This is a genomic window from Fertoeibacter niger, assembly GCF_009380135.2.
GTDB classification, from domain to species: Bacteria; Pseudomonadota; Alphaproteobacteria; order Rhodobacterales; family Rhodobacteraceae; genus Fertoeibacter; species Fertoeibacter niger.
The window spans coordinates 215,794-228,942 of sequence record NZ_WHUT02000007.1 but is presented as its reverse complement, the minus strand read 5'-3'; the positions used below and the strand labels follow the sequence as shown (position 1 = coordinate 228,942).

The window sequence follows — 13,149 nt, the reverse complement described above, 5'->3', positions numbered from 1 at the left end:
GCGCAACCGCAGCATTGCAACAAGTAGGTCGCCCTTTTCTTGTGCAAGACTCCGCCTACGCTTTGCGAAATGCGGCACGCCGACGAAAAACCACCCGCGATCCGGTGCGCCAGATCAGCAAAAGATCAAAACAAAAGCTGCGTTGCCGCTGATACAGCAGATCCAGATGCGCCTTGCGCGGCACACAGCGCCGGGCATAGACCGCGTCGGTTTCCGCTGCATCGCGGCAATTTGCCAGCAGCCGCTCCTCATGTTTGTGGAAATGCAGCGACGCAAGGCCGGTCACACCGGGGCGGCTTTGCAGCACTTTGGCGTAAAGCTCGGGGAAGCGTTCGACATAGATCCGCAATGGCGGGCGGGGGCCGACAAAGCTCATGTCACCGCGCAGCACGTTCCACAGTTGCGGAATCTCGTCCAGACGGCTGCGGCGCAGGAACCGGCCCATCGGGGTGATGCGGTTCAGCTTGTCACCGCCCGACACGCCGCTGTCAGCCGCCGCCGCCCGCATGGTGCGCAGTTTCCACAGATGAAAGGGCTGGCCCGGGGCCTTCATCCGCTCGGCCACATAAAACAGGGGGCGGCCCTCTTTCAGCAGAAGGATCACCACGATCACCGCGAAGGGCAGCGCCAGGATCGCCGCCAGCAGCAGGGCCAGAACGATATCGGTCAGTCGCTTGGAAAACGTCATGCCACGCACCCGTGCCATTCGGCGACCATGGTGGCTGGCAACCCTGCCACAGCGGGCAAGGGGCACAGCGCGTTCAGCCGCGTGGTGTCCAGCGAAACCTGCGGAACCACCGCCGGGTTTTCATCCCCATAGAACCAATCCAGCCCCGCCGCATCCAGCAGATCGCCCATCGCCACATCAGCGGCGGCAATGTTCAGCACCGGCGGCAATGTGGTGCCCGTCGCCGCCAGATCGGCCAGCCGTGCCAGCACCTGCGCCAGTGACCGCGGCCCGATATATGACCTCAGCGGCCCGCGCTGGCTCGCCACCGGATCAAGCTGCACCGGCACGCCCGGCTGCGCGCGCCCCAGCAGAGCATCGGCCCCCGCCACATTGCCCAGCCGAAGAATGGTCAACCCCGGCCCGCCAGCGGCCTGCCATGCGCGCGCCGCATTCTCCATCCGCGCCTTGGCCTCACCATAGGCAGACACCGGGGCGAGCGCGTCATCCTCACGCCATACACGCTGCGCCACGCCATAGACTGCCGCCGACGACATCAGGAACACATACCTTGCGCCGATGGCCGCTGCCGCCTGCCATGCCGCCTGCGCCAGCGCGACGTTGTGCTCCATCGGCGCGCGGGCATCGGTCACACCGGCGAGATTCAGCACGACATCGGGATGCAACTGGCCGGGAACCGGATCAGCCAGCATATCCCACGCCAGATCACCCCCTTGCCGCGCATGCCAGATGCCCTGCCCCGGCCAGACGCCGCGCAGCATCCGCCCGATACGGCCCCCGGCCCCCAGAACCAGCGTCTCAGTCATCCTGCTCAAACCTCGTGCGCAATTCGCGCAAGACAGGCAGCACCGCGCGCACCCGGTCGGCCCCCAGTGCCTGCACCACATCGGCAATCAGCGGCGCGATGGCCTGAACCGCTGTATCGCGCGCCAAGCGGCCCGAAGGGCTGATGCCTACAAACTTGCGCCGCGCATCATCCCAGTCGGGGCGGATATGCACATGGCCCGCCCATTCCAGTTTCGCCAGCGTGTTGGTCATCGCGCCGCGCGTCACATGAAACGCCTTGGCCAGTTGCGCGGGCGTGCGTTCACCATCGGCCCTGGCCAGATGGTTCAGCACGCCGAAATGCGACAGTTCCATCCCCTTGGGCAGCACTTTCGACATGCGGTTGCGCGCCAACTGGTCGGCCATGAACAGTTCACCGAACAGGGCCACGGCGATGTCTTCGTTCTTTTCCGCCATCACGGGCCTGCAAAGGGGCGGTCATGGGTCAATGACGGCACGCGCGCGCGCGCCTGCGCCACCTGCGACAGGTCAAGGTCCACCAGCGTGACACCCGGCACTGTGCCCGCATCGGCCAGAACCTCGCCCCAGGGTGCCACGGCCAGGCTGTGGCCATGGGTGCGGCGGCCCTTGCCGTGCGATTCGGGGTGAAAGCCGGTCTGCGCCGGGGCCAGCACGAAACAGCCCGTCTCGATCGCCCGCGCGCGCAGCAGTATTTCCCAATGCGCCGTCCCGGTCAGATGGTTGAAGGCGGCGGGCACGGTGATGATCTGCGCACCCGCCTGCGCCAGATGCCGGTAAAGCTGCGCAAAGCGCACGTCATAGCACACGGTCATGCCGATTCTCGCAAAGGGCGTGTCGGCCAGAACCGCCTGCGTGCCAGGACGATAGCCCGCCGACTCGCGGTAAATCTCGGTTTCCGACACATTCACGTCAAACATGTGGATCTTGTCATAGCGCGCGGCAATTGCGCCATCCGGGCCGATAAGGAAGCTGCGGTTGGCGAAACGCCCATCGGCATCTTGCGTCAGAACGCCCAATGATCCAACCAGCAGCCAGATGCCTGCCCGCGCCGCCTCATTCCGCAGGGCGGCAAGGGTGGGATCGTCAGCCTCAAGGTGAAAACTGGCCCGCTGATGCGCGCGGCTGGACGATAAGGCATTGGTGCATTCCGGCGTCAGCACGAAACCGGCACCACCTGCCGCAGCCTGCCGCACCAGCGCCACCGTCTGCGGCAGGTTGGCCGCCGGGTCGTCACTGACCGTCAGTTGCACCAGCCCCGCGCGCATGGTCAACCGGCCAGCAGCGGGGCCAGCCCACCCTTGCGGTCAAGCTCATACAGGTCGTCGCAGCCGCCCACATGGGTGCCGCCGATGAAAATCTGCGGCACGGTGCGCCCGCCGTTCGACCGTTTCGTCATGGCCGCGCGCAGATCAGGGTCGCGGCTCACGTCGATCTCGGTGAAAGCTGCGCCTTTTTGTGTCAGCAGGCGTTTCGCGGCCTGACAGAAACCGCAAGTCGGGGTGGTATAGATCTCAACGGGTTTCATCGCGCTCTCCGGCAGGCGGGCCATGTTGCGGCCCGACTATAGGGAATTAGCCCTCCTTCGCAACGCGCGCCAGTGCCAGAACCGAAACCTCTTTTGCCCCCGCCGAAAGGCAGGCCTCGGCCCCCGCCGCAAAGGTTGCACCCGAAGTCATCACATCATCCACCAGCAGAACATGCCGCCCCGCCACCCGCGCCTTTCGCGCCGGATGCAGCCTGATCGCCCCTGCCATATTCTCAAACCGCGCCTCGCGGCCCCGCCCCTCCTGGCTGTGGGTGTTGCGCGGGCGGGTCAGCAGATCGGGGCAATGCTCTAGCCCTGCCGCCCGGGCCAGCGCGGATGACAGCAGCGCCGCCTGATTGTAGCGCCGGGTGAACAGCCGCAGCCAGTGCAGCGGCACCGGGGCCACCAGCATGCCGGGCACCAGCATGGGCGCGGCCACCCGCCGCATCCAGCCCGCCGCCGGACGCGCCAGGTCCAGCCGGTCGCCATGTTTCAACGCCAGCACGATGCGCCGCCCGTTGTCGCGGTAGAGCAGCGCCGCCCGCCCCTGCGCCCACGGACGCGCCAGCGTCAGGCAATCGTCGCAGCGCAGCCTTTTCCCCGTTTCCTCGCCCGGCAGCGGCACACCGCATTGGTCGCAGACCAGCCCGGTAATAAAGGCCGTGTCGCGCCAACAGGGGCCGCACAGCCCGAAATCCGATGTCACCAGCGAATCGCAGGTTAGGCATTGCGGCGGATAGATCAGATGCAGCACCGCTTGCAATCCCATGGCCGCCCCCTATGGTCCGCTGCCATGCAGACCCCGCCCCTGATGACTGACCGCCCCGCCCTGCTGCGCCAGCGCACCCGCGCTACGGCGTTTTTCCTGCATGACGAGGTGATCACCGAGGTGCAGGAGAGGCTGGCCGAGGTTAACAGAACCTTTACAGCCCCTGCCATCGTCACCGGATTTCCCGCTTTGTGGCAGAATGTGATGCACGCTGCGCGGTTTGTCGCCGATGAGGATGTGCTGGCGCTGAACCCCGGCGCGCATGATCTGGTCGTGCATGCGCTGGCGCTGCACTGGGCCAATGATCCGGTGGGGCAACTGGTGCAATGCCGCCGCGCGCTGGCCCCGGACGGGCTGTTTCTGGCGCTGATGTTCGGCGGGCAGACCCTGGCCGAACTGCGCGCAGCACTGGCCGAGGCCGAGGTGGCCGTGACCGGTGGCCTGTCGCCCCGCGTTTTGCCGATGGGCGAGATCCGCGATCTGGGCGGCCTTTTGCAGCGCGCGGGCTTTGCCCTGCCCGTGGCCGACAGCTTTACCAAGACCGTGCGCTACCGCGATGCTTTTCACCTGATGCGCGATCTTCGCGCGATGGGCGAGGGCAACGCCCTGATGGCCCGCCCGCGCCATGCGACGCGCCGCGCCGTCGTGGCCGAGGCAACACGGCGCTATGGCGACGCTTATGGCGATGGCGCGACAATCCCCGCCACCTTTGAAATCATCTGTCTGACCGGCTGGGGCCCCGCCGACAGCCAGCCACAACCGCTGCGGCCCGGTTCCGCCACGCAACGGCTGGCCGATGCGCTGGGATCTGCGGAAATGCCGCTGCCTGCGACAAAGCGGAGCGGTTGACCCCGGCCAACTTGCCTATATGTCGGGGGGATGGATTTGCAGGACAGGAACGCCGCGATGCTGGATGCCAAGCCGGGCCACGCCACACCCTCGGACACGGGGCTTGTCAACCCCGGTCAGGGGCGCCTGGCCCATGCGCAGGCCGACCATCCGCCGGTGCGACGGGCCAAGGTGGGCATTCTGCTGGCCAATCTGGGCACGCCTGACAACTATGATTACTGGTCGATGCGCCGCTATCTGAACGAATTCCTGTCCGACAAACGGGTGATCGACTATGCGGCCTGGAAATGGCAGCCGCTGCTGCAACTCATCATCCTGACCAAACGACCCTTCAGCTCGGGCGCGAATTACAAGCTGATCTGGAACCACGACAAGGGCGAAAGCCCGTTGATGACCATTACCAAGGACCAGACGGCCCGCATCGCCGAGGCGATGGCCGCGCTGCATGGCGATGACGTGATGGTCGATTTTGCCATGCGCTATGGCAACCCCTCCACCGCGTCAAAGGTGCAGGCCATGGTCGCGGCGGGCTGTGAGAAAATCCTGTTTTTCCCGCTGTATCCGCATTACGCAGGGGCCACTTCGGCCACTGCCAATGACGCGTTCTTCCGCGCGCTGATGCAGGAAAAACGCCAGCCCTCCGCCCGCACCGTGCCGGAATATTTCGACCATCCGCTGTATATCGACGCCTTGGCGCAATCGGTGGAGCGTGCCTATGCCGGGCTTGACCGGCGGCCCGATGTTCTGGTGGCCAGCTATCACGGCATGCCGAAACGCTACCTCATGTCGGGCGACCCCTACCATTGCCATTGCCAGAAAACCTCGCGCCTGCTGCGCGAACGGCTGGGCTGGGAAAAGGGCAGTATCGACACCACGTTCCAGTCGGTCTTCGGCCCCGAGGAATGGCTGAAACCTTATACGGTTGAACATGTGGCGGCACTGGCCAAGGCGGGCAAGAAGCACATCGCCATCATGGCACCGGCGTTTTCTGCCGACTGCATCGAAACGCTGGAAGAGATCAACGGCGAGATTCGCGAGGCGTTTGAACACGCGGGCGGTGAGAGTTTCACCTACATTCCCTGCCTGAACGACGATCCGGCGCATATCGCGGCGCTGGTGGCGATCATCGGCGAAAACCTGGGCGGCTGGTTGCGCTGACCGCGCGTTTCAGTCTGCTGATTTCACAAAAGAAAAAGGCGGTGGTTGATGCCACCGCCTTTTTGCATTCGAACGTGCGCCGATCAGGACGAAGCGGCAGCAGCGATAACCAGCAGCAGCAGCAGCGGAACAACGATGCCGCCAGCCGACGAAGAGGTCGCGGCTTCAACAACAGCCGGTTCCATTTCCGGTGCAACGACAACCGGGCCACCAGCGAAAGCGGTGGAAGCAGCGACCGTCAGAGCGGCGGCGAGTGCAAGTTTCTTCATGTTAACCTCCAGTTATTGCGCAGCACCGAATGTTGCAGAGGCGATGATGCGCACCCAAGACTGTACCTCGTAGTTTTTTCTAACCAGCTTAGGGCAAGGAATGCAATCTGGCTCGTGCAGTTCGCCGCGCGCTTAGTGTGGCATCGTCAAATTAGCAACACCTGTGTTCCCACTTTGGTCAGGTCGAACAATTCCAGAATGTGCTCATTGTAAAGACCCACGCAACCGTTGGAAGATTTGCGGCCGATCTTGCGCGTGTCATGGGTGCCGTGGATGCGGTAATAGGTCCACGACAGGTAAAGCGCGCGCACGCCCAAGGGGTTGTCGGGCGAGCCGCCTTCGACCACGTCGGGCCATTCGGGGTTGCGTTCCTTCATCGCCGGCGTGGGCCGCCAGCTGGGGTTCTCGACCTTCTGCGTCACCTCGGTCTTGCCGCGCCGGGTCAGATCCTCGGACAATGGCACCGATGTGGGATAGAGCTTGTACACCGACTGGTCTTCTGACCAGTAGTGCAGCGCCCGCGAGGTCAGATCGACCAGGATGGCCCCGTTGTTCGTATTGGCAAAATATGGCCGCCAGTCCAGCATGCGGAAACTGGAGATGTTGTTGCGCACAGTGCTGGAGGCACCGGATTCGAAAACCGTCGTGCCATCCTGTGCCCAACCGGGCACCGCCATCGCTGCGAGGCCAGCCGCCGATGCCCCCAGCAGCGCCCGACGGTTGAGCCTCATGTCGTGATCGGCACTCATCCGCTTAACTCCTTGCCTGTTGTCCATTCCCTAGAATATCGCCTTGTGGGTTGGCCCGCAAATCAAACAGATGTCAATTGCCGCGGTTGCGAAGGTGCCGCCGCGACACGGGGGTTTGATCGACACGGGGGTTTGAACCTCGCGCTGGCTTTCTGTATGACGGCAGCGCAACCTTTCGGGTGGGAATGATATGAAACGAATGTCTGTCGTGATGCTCTGCGGCCTGCTGGCCCTGTCTGCCTGCGCGACCTCCCCGGCTGTGCAACTGGGCACCGATGGCAAACCACTGCCGCAGCTTTACCGGATCAACCCGGGCGACGAGGCGCGGATTTCGTTTCGCCTGCTCGATTCGGTCAACGCATTGCGCGGCGCAAAGGGTGCCGGGCCGCTGGCATTCAACGCACAGCTGAATGCCGCCGCCGCCGCGCACGCGCGCGACATGTCGGTGCAGAACCGGCCCTGGCATTTCGGGTCTGACGGGTCTTCGCCGCTGGTGCGGGTGCAGCGTGTAGACTATCCGGGCCGGCTTTATGGTGAGCTGATTTCCGAAACCTACCAGACCGAACTGGAAACACTGTCGGCCTGGATGGCGCAGCCCGACACCCGCGATGTGGTGCTGGACCCGAACGCGCGCGAGATCGGTTTTGCCTGGTTCCAGGAACCGACAGGCAAGATCTGGTGGACAATGGTAACAGGCGGTTAAGCCACGCCAGCCAATGGACAAACCGACAAAAAGGGGGCCTTGGCCCCCTTTTTCGCACCGCCCGGATGCCCGAAACCAGATGTCTAGGGCAGTATGTGGATGGTCGTGCCGTCCTTGATCATGGCATAGACCGTCTCCATCTCCTTGTCGGTGACGGCGATGCAGCCATGGGTCCAGTCGCCCCGGTTCTGGCCATTCCAGTTCGACCGGCCATGGATGAAAATGTCGCCGCCCGGCGATTTGCCTATGAAATTGGCATAGGCCACATCCTGCGGCCGGGGGTAGTTTATGCCGACCGACAAGTGAAACTGGCTGTTCGGGTTGCGGCGGTCCACCACATAGGTGCCCTCGGGCGTTCGGCCGTCGCCCTCATACTGTTTGTGGCCATCGGGGTTGAAGCCCAGCGCCACATCGTATTTCTTCAGCACCCGCTCGTTGTGCAGCAGATACATTTTGCGGTCCGCCTTGTGGACCTGCACGCTTGTCACCTTTGGCCCGTTGTAGGTCTTGAACTTTGAACTGCCGCAGGCGGTCAGGCCGATGGCCACCACCAGCATCAGTAGGATTCGGATCACCCGCATTTTTGTACTGCCCCATGCGCTTTTTTTCCAAATGCATAGCGAAAATTGCCGGATTTGCCTAGGCATGGAATCGCCCGCGCCTCTCACGCCATGGTGATGTGTGTCAGCGTTGCCGCGAAAACCGCGCAACAAGCTCCACATGCGCCGCCCAGCGGAACTGATCGACAACCTGCACCCAATCCAGACGGTAGCCGCCGGCCAGCAGCAGTTTCGCGTCACGCGCAAATGTTACCGGGTTGCAGGACACAGCGGCGATCACCGGCACGCCCGACCGGGCCAAGGTGGCCATCTGCGCCTCGGCCCCTGCGCGGGGCGGGTCGATGACCACGGCCTGAACGTGGCGGAACTCGTCAGGCTCCAGCGGGCGGCGGAACAGGTCGCGCAACTCATGCGTCACGCGGTGCAGGCCTTCGGCCATGCGCCAGCCCTTGTCCAGCGCCGCGACCAAGGCCGCATCGCCCTCCACCGCATGCACTTCGGCCTGCGCAGCCAGCGGCAGGGCAAAGGTGCCCGCGCCGGCAAACAGATCGGTGATGCGGCGCGCGGGGCCCACAGCCTCAGCCACCGTAGCCAGCAGCGCAGCCTCGCCCTGCATGGTCGCTTGCAGGAAACCACCGGGCGGCGGGGCGACCAGCGCCTTGCCGAACCGCTGCATCGGGGCCAGCCGCAGCGCCACGACCTCGCCGTTCCAGGTCAGCCGCGCGATGCCGTGCGATTCCGCCACCCGCGCCAGGTTCAGCCGCAATTCGGCATCCAGCGGCTTGCCCCCCGTCACCGCCACATCCGGCCCGGCCAGACTGCGCGTGACATGCAGCGCCACTTCGGCGGACCGTGACGCGCCGGTGACGACCAGCGCCTCCAGCCCCGGAAAGGCCGCCATCAGATCGGGGTGCAGCAACTGGCAGTTGGGCACCGGCACCAGCACATCCGACGCGCGGGCGTGAAAGCCCAGCATCGCCCCGCCCTTGGTGCGCTTGCCCGCCAGCGTGGCGCGGCGGCGCGACCGGGGGGGCGAGGTGACAATGGGGCGGAACGCAGCCTCCAGCCCCTGCCCGGCCAGTGCCGAACGCACGACATCCTGTTTCCAGCCCGCCACAAACGGATCAGAGGCGTGTTGCAGCAGGCAGCCGCCGCAGGTGCGGGCATGCACGCAGGGTGCGCGCACCCGGTCAGGCGATGGGGTGATGATGCGCGGCGCGGTCATGCGGTCGCCCGTCACCTCGCCCTCCACCACCTCACCCGGCAGCATCTGCGGGATGAACACGGGCCCATCAGGGCCCTGCGCGATGGCGTCGCCCAGATGGCCCAGCCGCTCGATGGTCAGAATCACTCGGCAGCCCCTTTCAGATCGTCATCATCAACCCCGATGAAGCCGCCCGATTGCCGGTTCCAGTAGCGCGCGTAAAGCCCGTTCTGCGCCAGCAGCGCCTCATGGCTGCCCTGTTCCACGATGCGGCCCTGGTCCAGCACCACGATCCGGTCCATTTCCGCGATGGTGGACAGGCGGTGGGCGATGGCCAGCACGGTCTTGCCCTGCATCACCCGGCCCAGCGATTCCTGAATGCTGGCCTCCACTTCGGAATCCAGCGCCGATGTCGCCTCGTCCAGCACCAATATCGGCGCGTCCTTCAGGAACGCCCGGGCCAGCGCGATACGCTGCCGCTGCCCGCCCGACAGTTTCACGCCGCGCTCGCCCAGAAAGGCATCGTAACCTTTGCGGCCATTGTGGTCGGCCATCGCGGCAATGAACTGGTCCGCCTCTGCCGCCCGCGCCGCGGCCTGCATTTCGTCATCCGTCGCATCGGGGCGGCCATACATGATGTTGTCGCGGGCTGATCGGTTGAACATCGCGGTTTCCTGCGTGACCATGCCAATCTGCCGCCGCAGGCTTTCCTGCGTGGTCTGGCGCACATCCTGCCCGTCGATCAGCACCCGGCCCTGTTCGGTGTCGTAAAGCCGCAACAGCAACGCCACCAGCGTGGATTTGCCCGCCCCCGACGCCCCCACGATGCCCAGTTTTTCGCCTGCCGCGACGGTCAGGTCGATTCCCTTGACGCCTGCACGGCCGTGGCCGTAGCCGAAGGTCACATTGTCGAACGTGATTTCGCCCTTCACGCGGGGCAGGTCCACCGCACCCGCATTGTCGGCCAGAGTGTGCGGCACAGACAGCGTGCGCATGCCATCCTCAACCTCGCCCACCGAGGTATAGATCGACATCAGCGTGAAACTGACCCAGCCCGACATCTGCGCAATGCGCGTGGCGACCGCCCCCGCAGCGGCAATCGCCCCCGCCGTGGCCAGCCCCTGCTGCCACAGCATCAGCGTGCCGCCGATCAGCAGCACCGGCAAAATGCCCGCCAGCGTCATCAGCGACAGCCGGAACCAGGTGGAGATCACGCCGAATTCCAGCGAACGGTCGCGGAACACCTCCATCGCCTCGATCGCCACGCGGTCCTCGAAGGCCGCATGGGCGAACAGTTTGACCGTCTTGATATTGGTGATCGTGTCCACCACCTGCCCCGACACCATGGCGCGGGCCGAGGCGCGGGCGGCAGAATTGACCCGGATACGCGGCATGAAGAACCGGATCAGCAGGATATAGCCCACCAGCCAAAGGCCAAGCGCCAGCGCCACGCGCCAGTCCACCGCCAGAAGGAAAATCACCGACCCCACCACCGAAGCCAGGGCAAAGGCCACCGTGTTGATCACTTCTGTCGCCACATCGGTCACGGCGCGCGCGGCCTGCATCTGCTTTTGCGCGATGCGGCCGGCAAAATCGTTGTCAAAGAACGTGACTGCCTGCCCCAGCGTCCAGCGGTGCAAACGGCTAAGAACCAGCGGCATCACATTCGGCCCGACGATGATCGAGTTTGTCGCGGCGGCCACGCCGAACGACAACGGCCGCAGCACCATGTAGAACAGCACGAAAGACGCCAGCAGCCAGCGCTGTTCTGCAAAGAACGCCTGCGGCCCGCTTTCCAGCGCCGCATCAATCACCCAGCCCAGGATCAGCGCCGATATCACCTCCAGCGAGCCGGTGACGCAGGACACCGCCCCCGCCAGCCACAGCATCGGCCATGATCCTTTCAGCGCCCAGCGCATGAACGGCCACAGCACCTGCGGCGGCGGGCCGTCGGCGGGGCGGAAGGCGTCTATCCATCCGCCCAGCGAGATCAGGGCCTTCATTCCGCAGCATCCTCCGTTCCGATGAACCCGCCTGATTGCCGCGCCCAGAACCGGGCATATAGCCCGCCACGGGCCAAAAGCTCGGCATGGCTGCCCAGTTCGGCAATCTTTCCGTCATCCAGCACCACGATCCGGTCCATTGCCGAAATGGTGGACAGCCGGTGCGCGATGGCGATCACGGTCTTGCCCTGCATCACACCGTAAAGCGTATCCTGAATCGCCGCCTCGACCTCTGAATCCAGCGCCGAAGTCGCCTCGTCCAGAATCAGGATCGGCGCGTTTTTCAGGATCACCCGCGCAAGGCCGATGCGCTGGCGCTGACCGCCTGACAGTTTCACGCCGCGTTCGCCCACATGGGCGTCATAGCCCCTGCGGCCTTGCGGGTCTTCCAGCGTTGCGATGAATTCATCCGCCTCTGCCTGCCGCGCGGCCAGCATCATGTCCGCCTCACTCGCATCGGGGCGGCCATAGAGGATGTTGTCGCGCACCGAGCGGTGCAACAGGCTGCTGTCCTGCTGCACCATGCCGATGTTGCGGCGCAGGCTGTCTTGCGTCACGGCGGAAATATCCTGCCCGTCGATCAATATCCGACCGGCCTCGGCGTCGTAGAACCGCAGCATCAGCTTTACCAGCGTCGATTTGCCCGCGCCTGAACGGCCCACCACGCCAATCTTTTCCCCCGGACGCACTGACAGGCTGACGCCCTGCAACCCGCCCGAACCGCGCCCATAGTGGTGCGACACACCCTCCAGCGTGATGGCCCCCTGCCGGAAATCCAGCGGTTTGGCACCGGGCTTGTCCACCAGCGTGACGGGCTGGGCAATCGTCTCCATCCCTTCCGCCACCACGCCCAAGGCCTGCACCAGACTGGTCGTGGCCCACATGATCCAGTAGGTCATGTTGTTCAGCCGCAAGACCAGCGTGGTGGCAGCCACCACCACACCCACCGTCGCCTGCCCCTGATACCACAGCGCAATCGACCAGCCGGTCACAGACACGATCAGGAACCCGTTCAGCAGCGTCAGCGTCACATCCATCGAGGTGATGATGCGCATTTCCTTCATGAAGGTCTGGCGGGCGAATTCAATACTTTCGCGTGCATAGGTCAGTTCGCGGTCGTGATGGGCGAACAGTTTCACCGAATGGATGTTGGTATAGGCATCCACCACCCGCCCCGTGATGGCCGAACGCGCATCGGAACTGGCCTTGGATGCCGGGCCTGCACGGCGCAGCGTCCAGCGCACCAGCAGCGCGTAAAGCCCGAACCAGACGATCATCGGCAGCATCAGCCGCGGGTCGGCGTCGCCCAGCATGATCAGCGAGCCGACCACCGTGGTTGCCGCAAAAGCCACGGCATCGAAGGTCTGGAACACCGCGTCGCCCGCCGCAGGTGGCGTCTGCATCACCCGGTTGGCGATGCGGCCCGCAAAATCACTCTCGAACCAGCCAACGGGTTGGCGCAACACATGCGCATGCGCCCGCCAGCGTATCATGGTGCCGAAATTGGGCAGGATGGTGTTGTGCAGAAGCGCCACATCGGCCCCCACGATCACCGTGCGCACCACCAGAATGGCAAAGGCCACCAGCAGAAATTCGGTGCCGTAGTTCGCCCAGACCTCTTGTGGGGTGGCACTGGTCAGCAAATCCACCAGCCGCCCCACATACCAGATCAGCGCCACATCGGCGAAGGCCGCAATCACCGACAGCACCCCCGTCACCGCGAAAACGGTGCGGAACGGCAGCACATATTCCCTCAGGAACGGCCAAAGCCGCCGGGGGGGCGTGTCGCTGGGTGTATAGGGGCCATAGGGATCGACGAGGCCTTCGAAGAAACGGAACACGGGCGTGCCTCTTTCTCAGGTTGC

Annotated in this window: 15 protein-coding genes; 3 read left to right on the top strand and 12 right to left on the bottom strand. The window is 64.6% G+C overall.

Annotation, left to right across the window (positions count from 1 at the left end):
• Positions 1-55 precede the first annotated feature (55 nt).
• Genes GEU84_RS13400 through GEU84_RS13375 form a run of 6 tightly spaced genes read right to left on the bottom strand, consistent with a single transcriptional unit; the run spans position 56 to position 3,789 of the window.
• Positions 56-688, bottom strand: a complete 633-nt coding sequence (locus GEU84_RS13400; protein ID WP_152826985.1) for a sugar transferase — start codon at positions 686-688, stop codon at positions 56-58.
• Positions 685-1,494: an NAD-dependent epimerase/dehydratase family protein gene (locus GEU84_RS13395; RefSeq protein ID WP_152826860.1), complete on the bottom strand. Its 810-nt coding sequence runs from the start codon at positions 1,492-1,494 to the stop codon at positions 685-687. The genes GEU84_RS13400 and GEU84_RS13395 overlap by 4 nt, the downstream gene beginning before the upstream one ends.
• Positions 1,487-1,930: a MarR family winged helix-turn-helix transcriptional regulator gene (locus tag GEU84_RS13390; protein ID WP_152826858.1), complete on the bottom strand. Its 444-nt coding sequence runs from the start codon at positions 1,928-1,930 to the stop codon at positions 1,487-1,489. The genes GEU84_RS13395 and GEU84_RS13390 overlap by 8 nt, the downstream gene beginning before the upstream one ends.
• A complete protein-coding gene (locus GEU84_RS13385) occupies positions 1,930-2,760 on the bottom strand; it encodes a carbon-nitrogen hydrolase family protein (protein ID WP_152826983.1) in 831 nt (276 codons plus the stop codon). The genes GEU84_RS13390 and GEU84_RS13385 overlap by 1 nt, the downstream gene beginning before the upstream one ends.
• A 2-nt stretch (positions 2,761-2,762) precedes the next feature.
• On the bottom strand, positions 2,763-3,020 hold the full coding sequence (gene grxC, locus GEU84_RS13380) for a glutaredoxin 3 (RefSeq protein ID WP_152826856.1): 258 nt from the start codon (positions 3,018-3,020) through the stop codon (positions 2,763-2,765).
• A gap of 46 nt (positions 3,021-3,066) precedes the next feature.
• Entirely contained in the window at positions 3,067-3,789 is a 723-nt protein-coding gene (locus tag GEU84_RS13375) for a ComF family protein (protein WP_152826854.1), read from the bottom strand.
• Positions 3,790-3,813: 24 nt separating this feature from the next.
• On the opposite strand from GEU84_RS13375, the gene GEU84_RS13370 reads away from it, so the two are divergent.
• Positions 3,814-4,638: a methyltransferase domain-containing protein gene (locus tag GEU84_RS13370; protein WP_152826852.1), complete on the top strand. Its 825-nt coding sequence runs from the start codon at positions 3,814-3,816 to the stop codon at positions 4,636-4,638.
• 57 nt (positions 4,639-4,695) lie between these two features.
• Positions 4,696-5,796, top strand: a complete 1,101-nt coding sequence (gene hemH / locus GEU84_RS13365) for a ferrochelatase (protein ID WP_152826850.1) — start codon at positions 4,696-4,698, stop codon at positions 5,794-5,796.
• Between the two features lie 83 nt (positions 5,797-5,879).
• Here hemH and GEU84_RS13360 read toward each other — a convergent pair whose 3' ends face one another.
• Both GEU84_RS13360 and GEU84_RS13355 read right to left on the bottom strand, forming a co-directional pair.
• The gene (locus GEU84_RS13360; RefSeq protein ID WP_152826848.1) at positions 5,880-6,065 is read right to left on the bottom strand and encodes a hypothetical protein; all 186 of its coding nucleotides are present in this window, start codon (positions 6,063-6,065) and stop codon (positions 5,880-5,882) included.
• A gap of 146 nt (positions 6,066-6,211) precedes the next feature.
• Entirely contained in the window at positions 6,212-6,814 is a 603-nt protein-coding gene (locus tag GEU84_RS13355) for a L,D-transpeptidase (protein ID WP_174539861.1), read from the bottom strand.
• 190 nt (positions 6,815-7,004) lie between these two features.
• On the opposite strand from GEU84_RS13355, the gene dalA reads away from it, so the two are divergent.
• Positions 7,005-7,517 carry a divisome-associated lipoprotein DalA gene (dalA, locus tag GEU84_RS13350; protein WP_152826846.1) on the top strand — a complete coding sequence of 171 codons (513 nt, stop codon included), beginning with the start codon at positions 7,005-7,007 and terminating at the stop codon, positions 7,515-7,517.
• A gap of 83 nt (positions 7,518-7,600) precedes the next feature.
• On the opposite strand, the gene GEU84_RS13345 is transcribed toward dalA, so the two are convergent.
• From GEU84_RS13345 to GEU84_RS13330, 4 genes are all read right to left on the bottom strand, one after another.
• Complete coding sequence (locus GEU84_RS13345; RefSeq protein WP_152826844.1) at positions 7,601-8,098, bottom strand: L,D-transpeptidase family protein; 498 nt, start codon at positions 8,096-8,098, stop codon at positions 7,601-7,603.
• Between the two features lie 103 nt (positions 8,099-8,201).
• Positions 8,202-9,428, bottom strand: coding sequence for a class I SAM-dependent RNA methyltransferase (locus tag GEU84_RS13340; RefSeq protein ID WP_174539860.1), 1,227 nt, complete (start codon positions 9,426-9,428; stop codon positions 8,202-8,204).
• On the bottom strand, positions 9,425-11,284 hold the full coding sequence (locus GEU84_RS13335; RefSeq protein WP_152826842.1) for an ABC transporter ATP-binding protein: 1,860 nt from the start codon (positions 11,282-11,284) through the stop codon (positions 9,425-9,427). Before GEU84_RS13335 ends, GEU84_RS13340 begins: the two co-directional genes overlap by 4 nt.
• Positions 11,281-13,125 carry an ATP-binding cassette domain-containing protein gene (locus tag GEU84_RS13330; protein ID WP_174539859.1) on the bottom strand — a complete coding sequence of 615 codons (1,845 nt, stop codon included), beginning with the start codon at positions 13,123-13,125 and terminating at the stop codon, positions 11,281-11,283. Before GEU84_RS13330 ends, GEU84_RS13335 begins: the two co-directional genes overlap by 4 nt.
• Positions 13,126-13,149 lie beyond the last annotated feature (24 nt).

Bases quoted from the DNA above. Each gene is read 5' to 3' on its own strand.
- GEU84_RS13400 (WP_152826985.1), bottom strand. From the start codon at position 688: ATGACGTTTTCCAAGCGACTGACCGATATCGTTCTGGCCCTGCTGCTG.
- GEU84_RS13395 (WP_152826860.1), bottom strand. From the start codon at position 1,494: ATGACTGAGACGCTGGTTCTGGGGGCCGGGGGCCGTATCGGGCGGATG.
- GEU84_RS13390 (WP_152826858.1), bottom strand. From the start codon at position 1,930: ATGGCGGAAAAGAACGAAGACATCGCCGTGGCCCTGTTCGGTGAACTG.
- GEU84_RS13385 (WP_152826983.1), bottom strand. From the start codon at position 2,760: ATGCGCGCGGGGCTGGTGCAACTGACGGTCAGTGACGACCCGGCGGCC.
- grxC (WP_152826856.1), bottom strand. From the start codon at position 3,020: ATGAAACCCGTTGAGATCTATACCACCCCGACTTGCGGTTTCTGTCAG.
- GEU84_RS13375 (WP_152826854.1), bottom strand. From the start codon at position 3,789: ATGGGATTGCAAGCGGTGCTGCATCTGATCTATCCGCCGCAATGCCTA.
- GEU84_RS13370 (WP_152826852.1), top strand. From the start codon at position 3,814: ATGCAGACCCCGCCCCTGATGACTGACCGCCCCGCCCTGCTGCGCCAG.
- hemH (WP_152826850.1), top strand. From the start codon at position 4,696: ATGCTGGATGCCAAGCCGGGCCACGCCACACCCTCGGACACGGGGCTT.
- GEU84_RS13360 (WP_152826848.1), bottom strand. From the start codon at position 6,065: ATGAAGAAACTTGCACTCGCCGCCGCTCTGACGGTCGCTGCTTCCACC.
- GEU84_RS13355 (WP_174539861.1), bottom strand. From the start codon at position 6,814: ATGAGTGCCGATCACGACATGAGGCTCAACCGTCGGGCGCTGCTGGGG.
- dalA (WP_152826846.1), top strand. From the start codon at position 7,005: ATGAAACGAATGTCTGTCGTGATGCTCTGCGGCCTGCTGGCCCTGTCT.
- GEU84_RS13345 (WP_152826844.1), bottom strand. From the start codon at position 8,098: ATGCGGGTGATCCGAATCCTACTGATGCTGGTGGTGGCCATCGGCCTG.
- GEU84_RS13335 (WP_152826842.1), bottom strand. From the start codon at position 11,284: ATGAAGGCCCTGATCTCGCTGGGCGGATGGATAGACGCCTTCCGCCCC.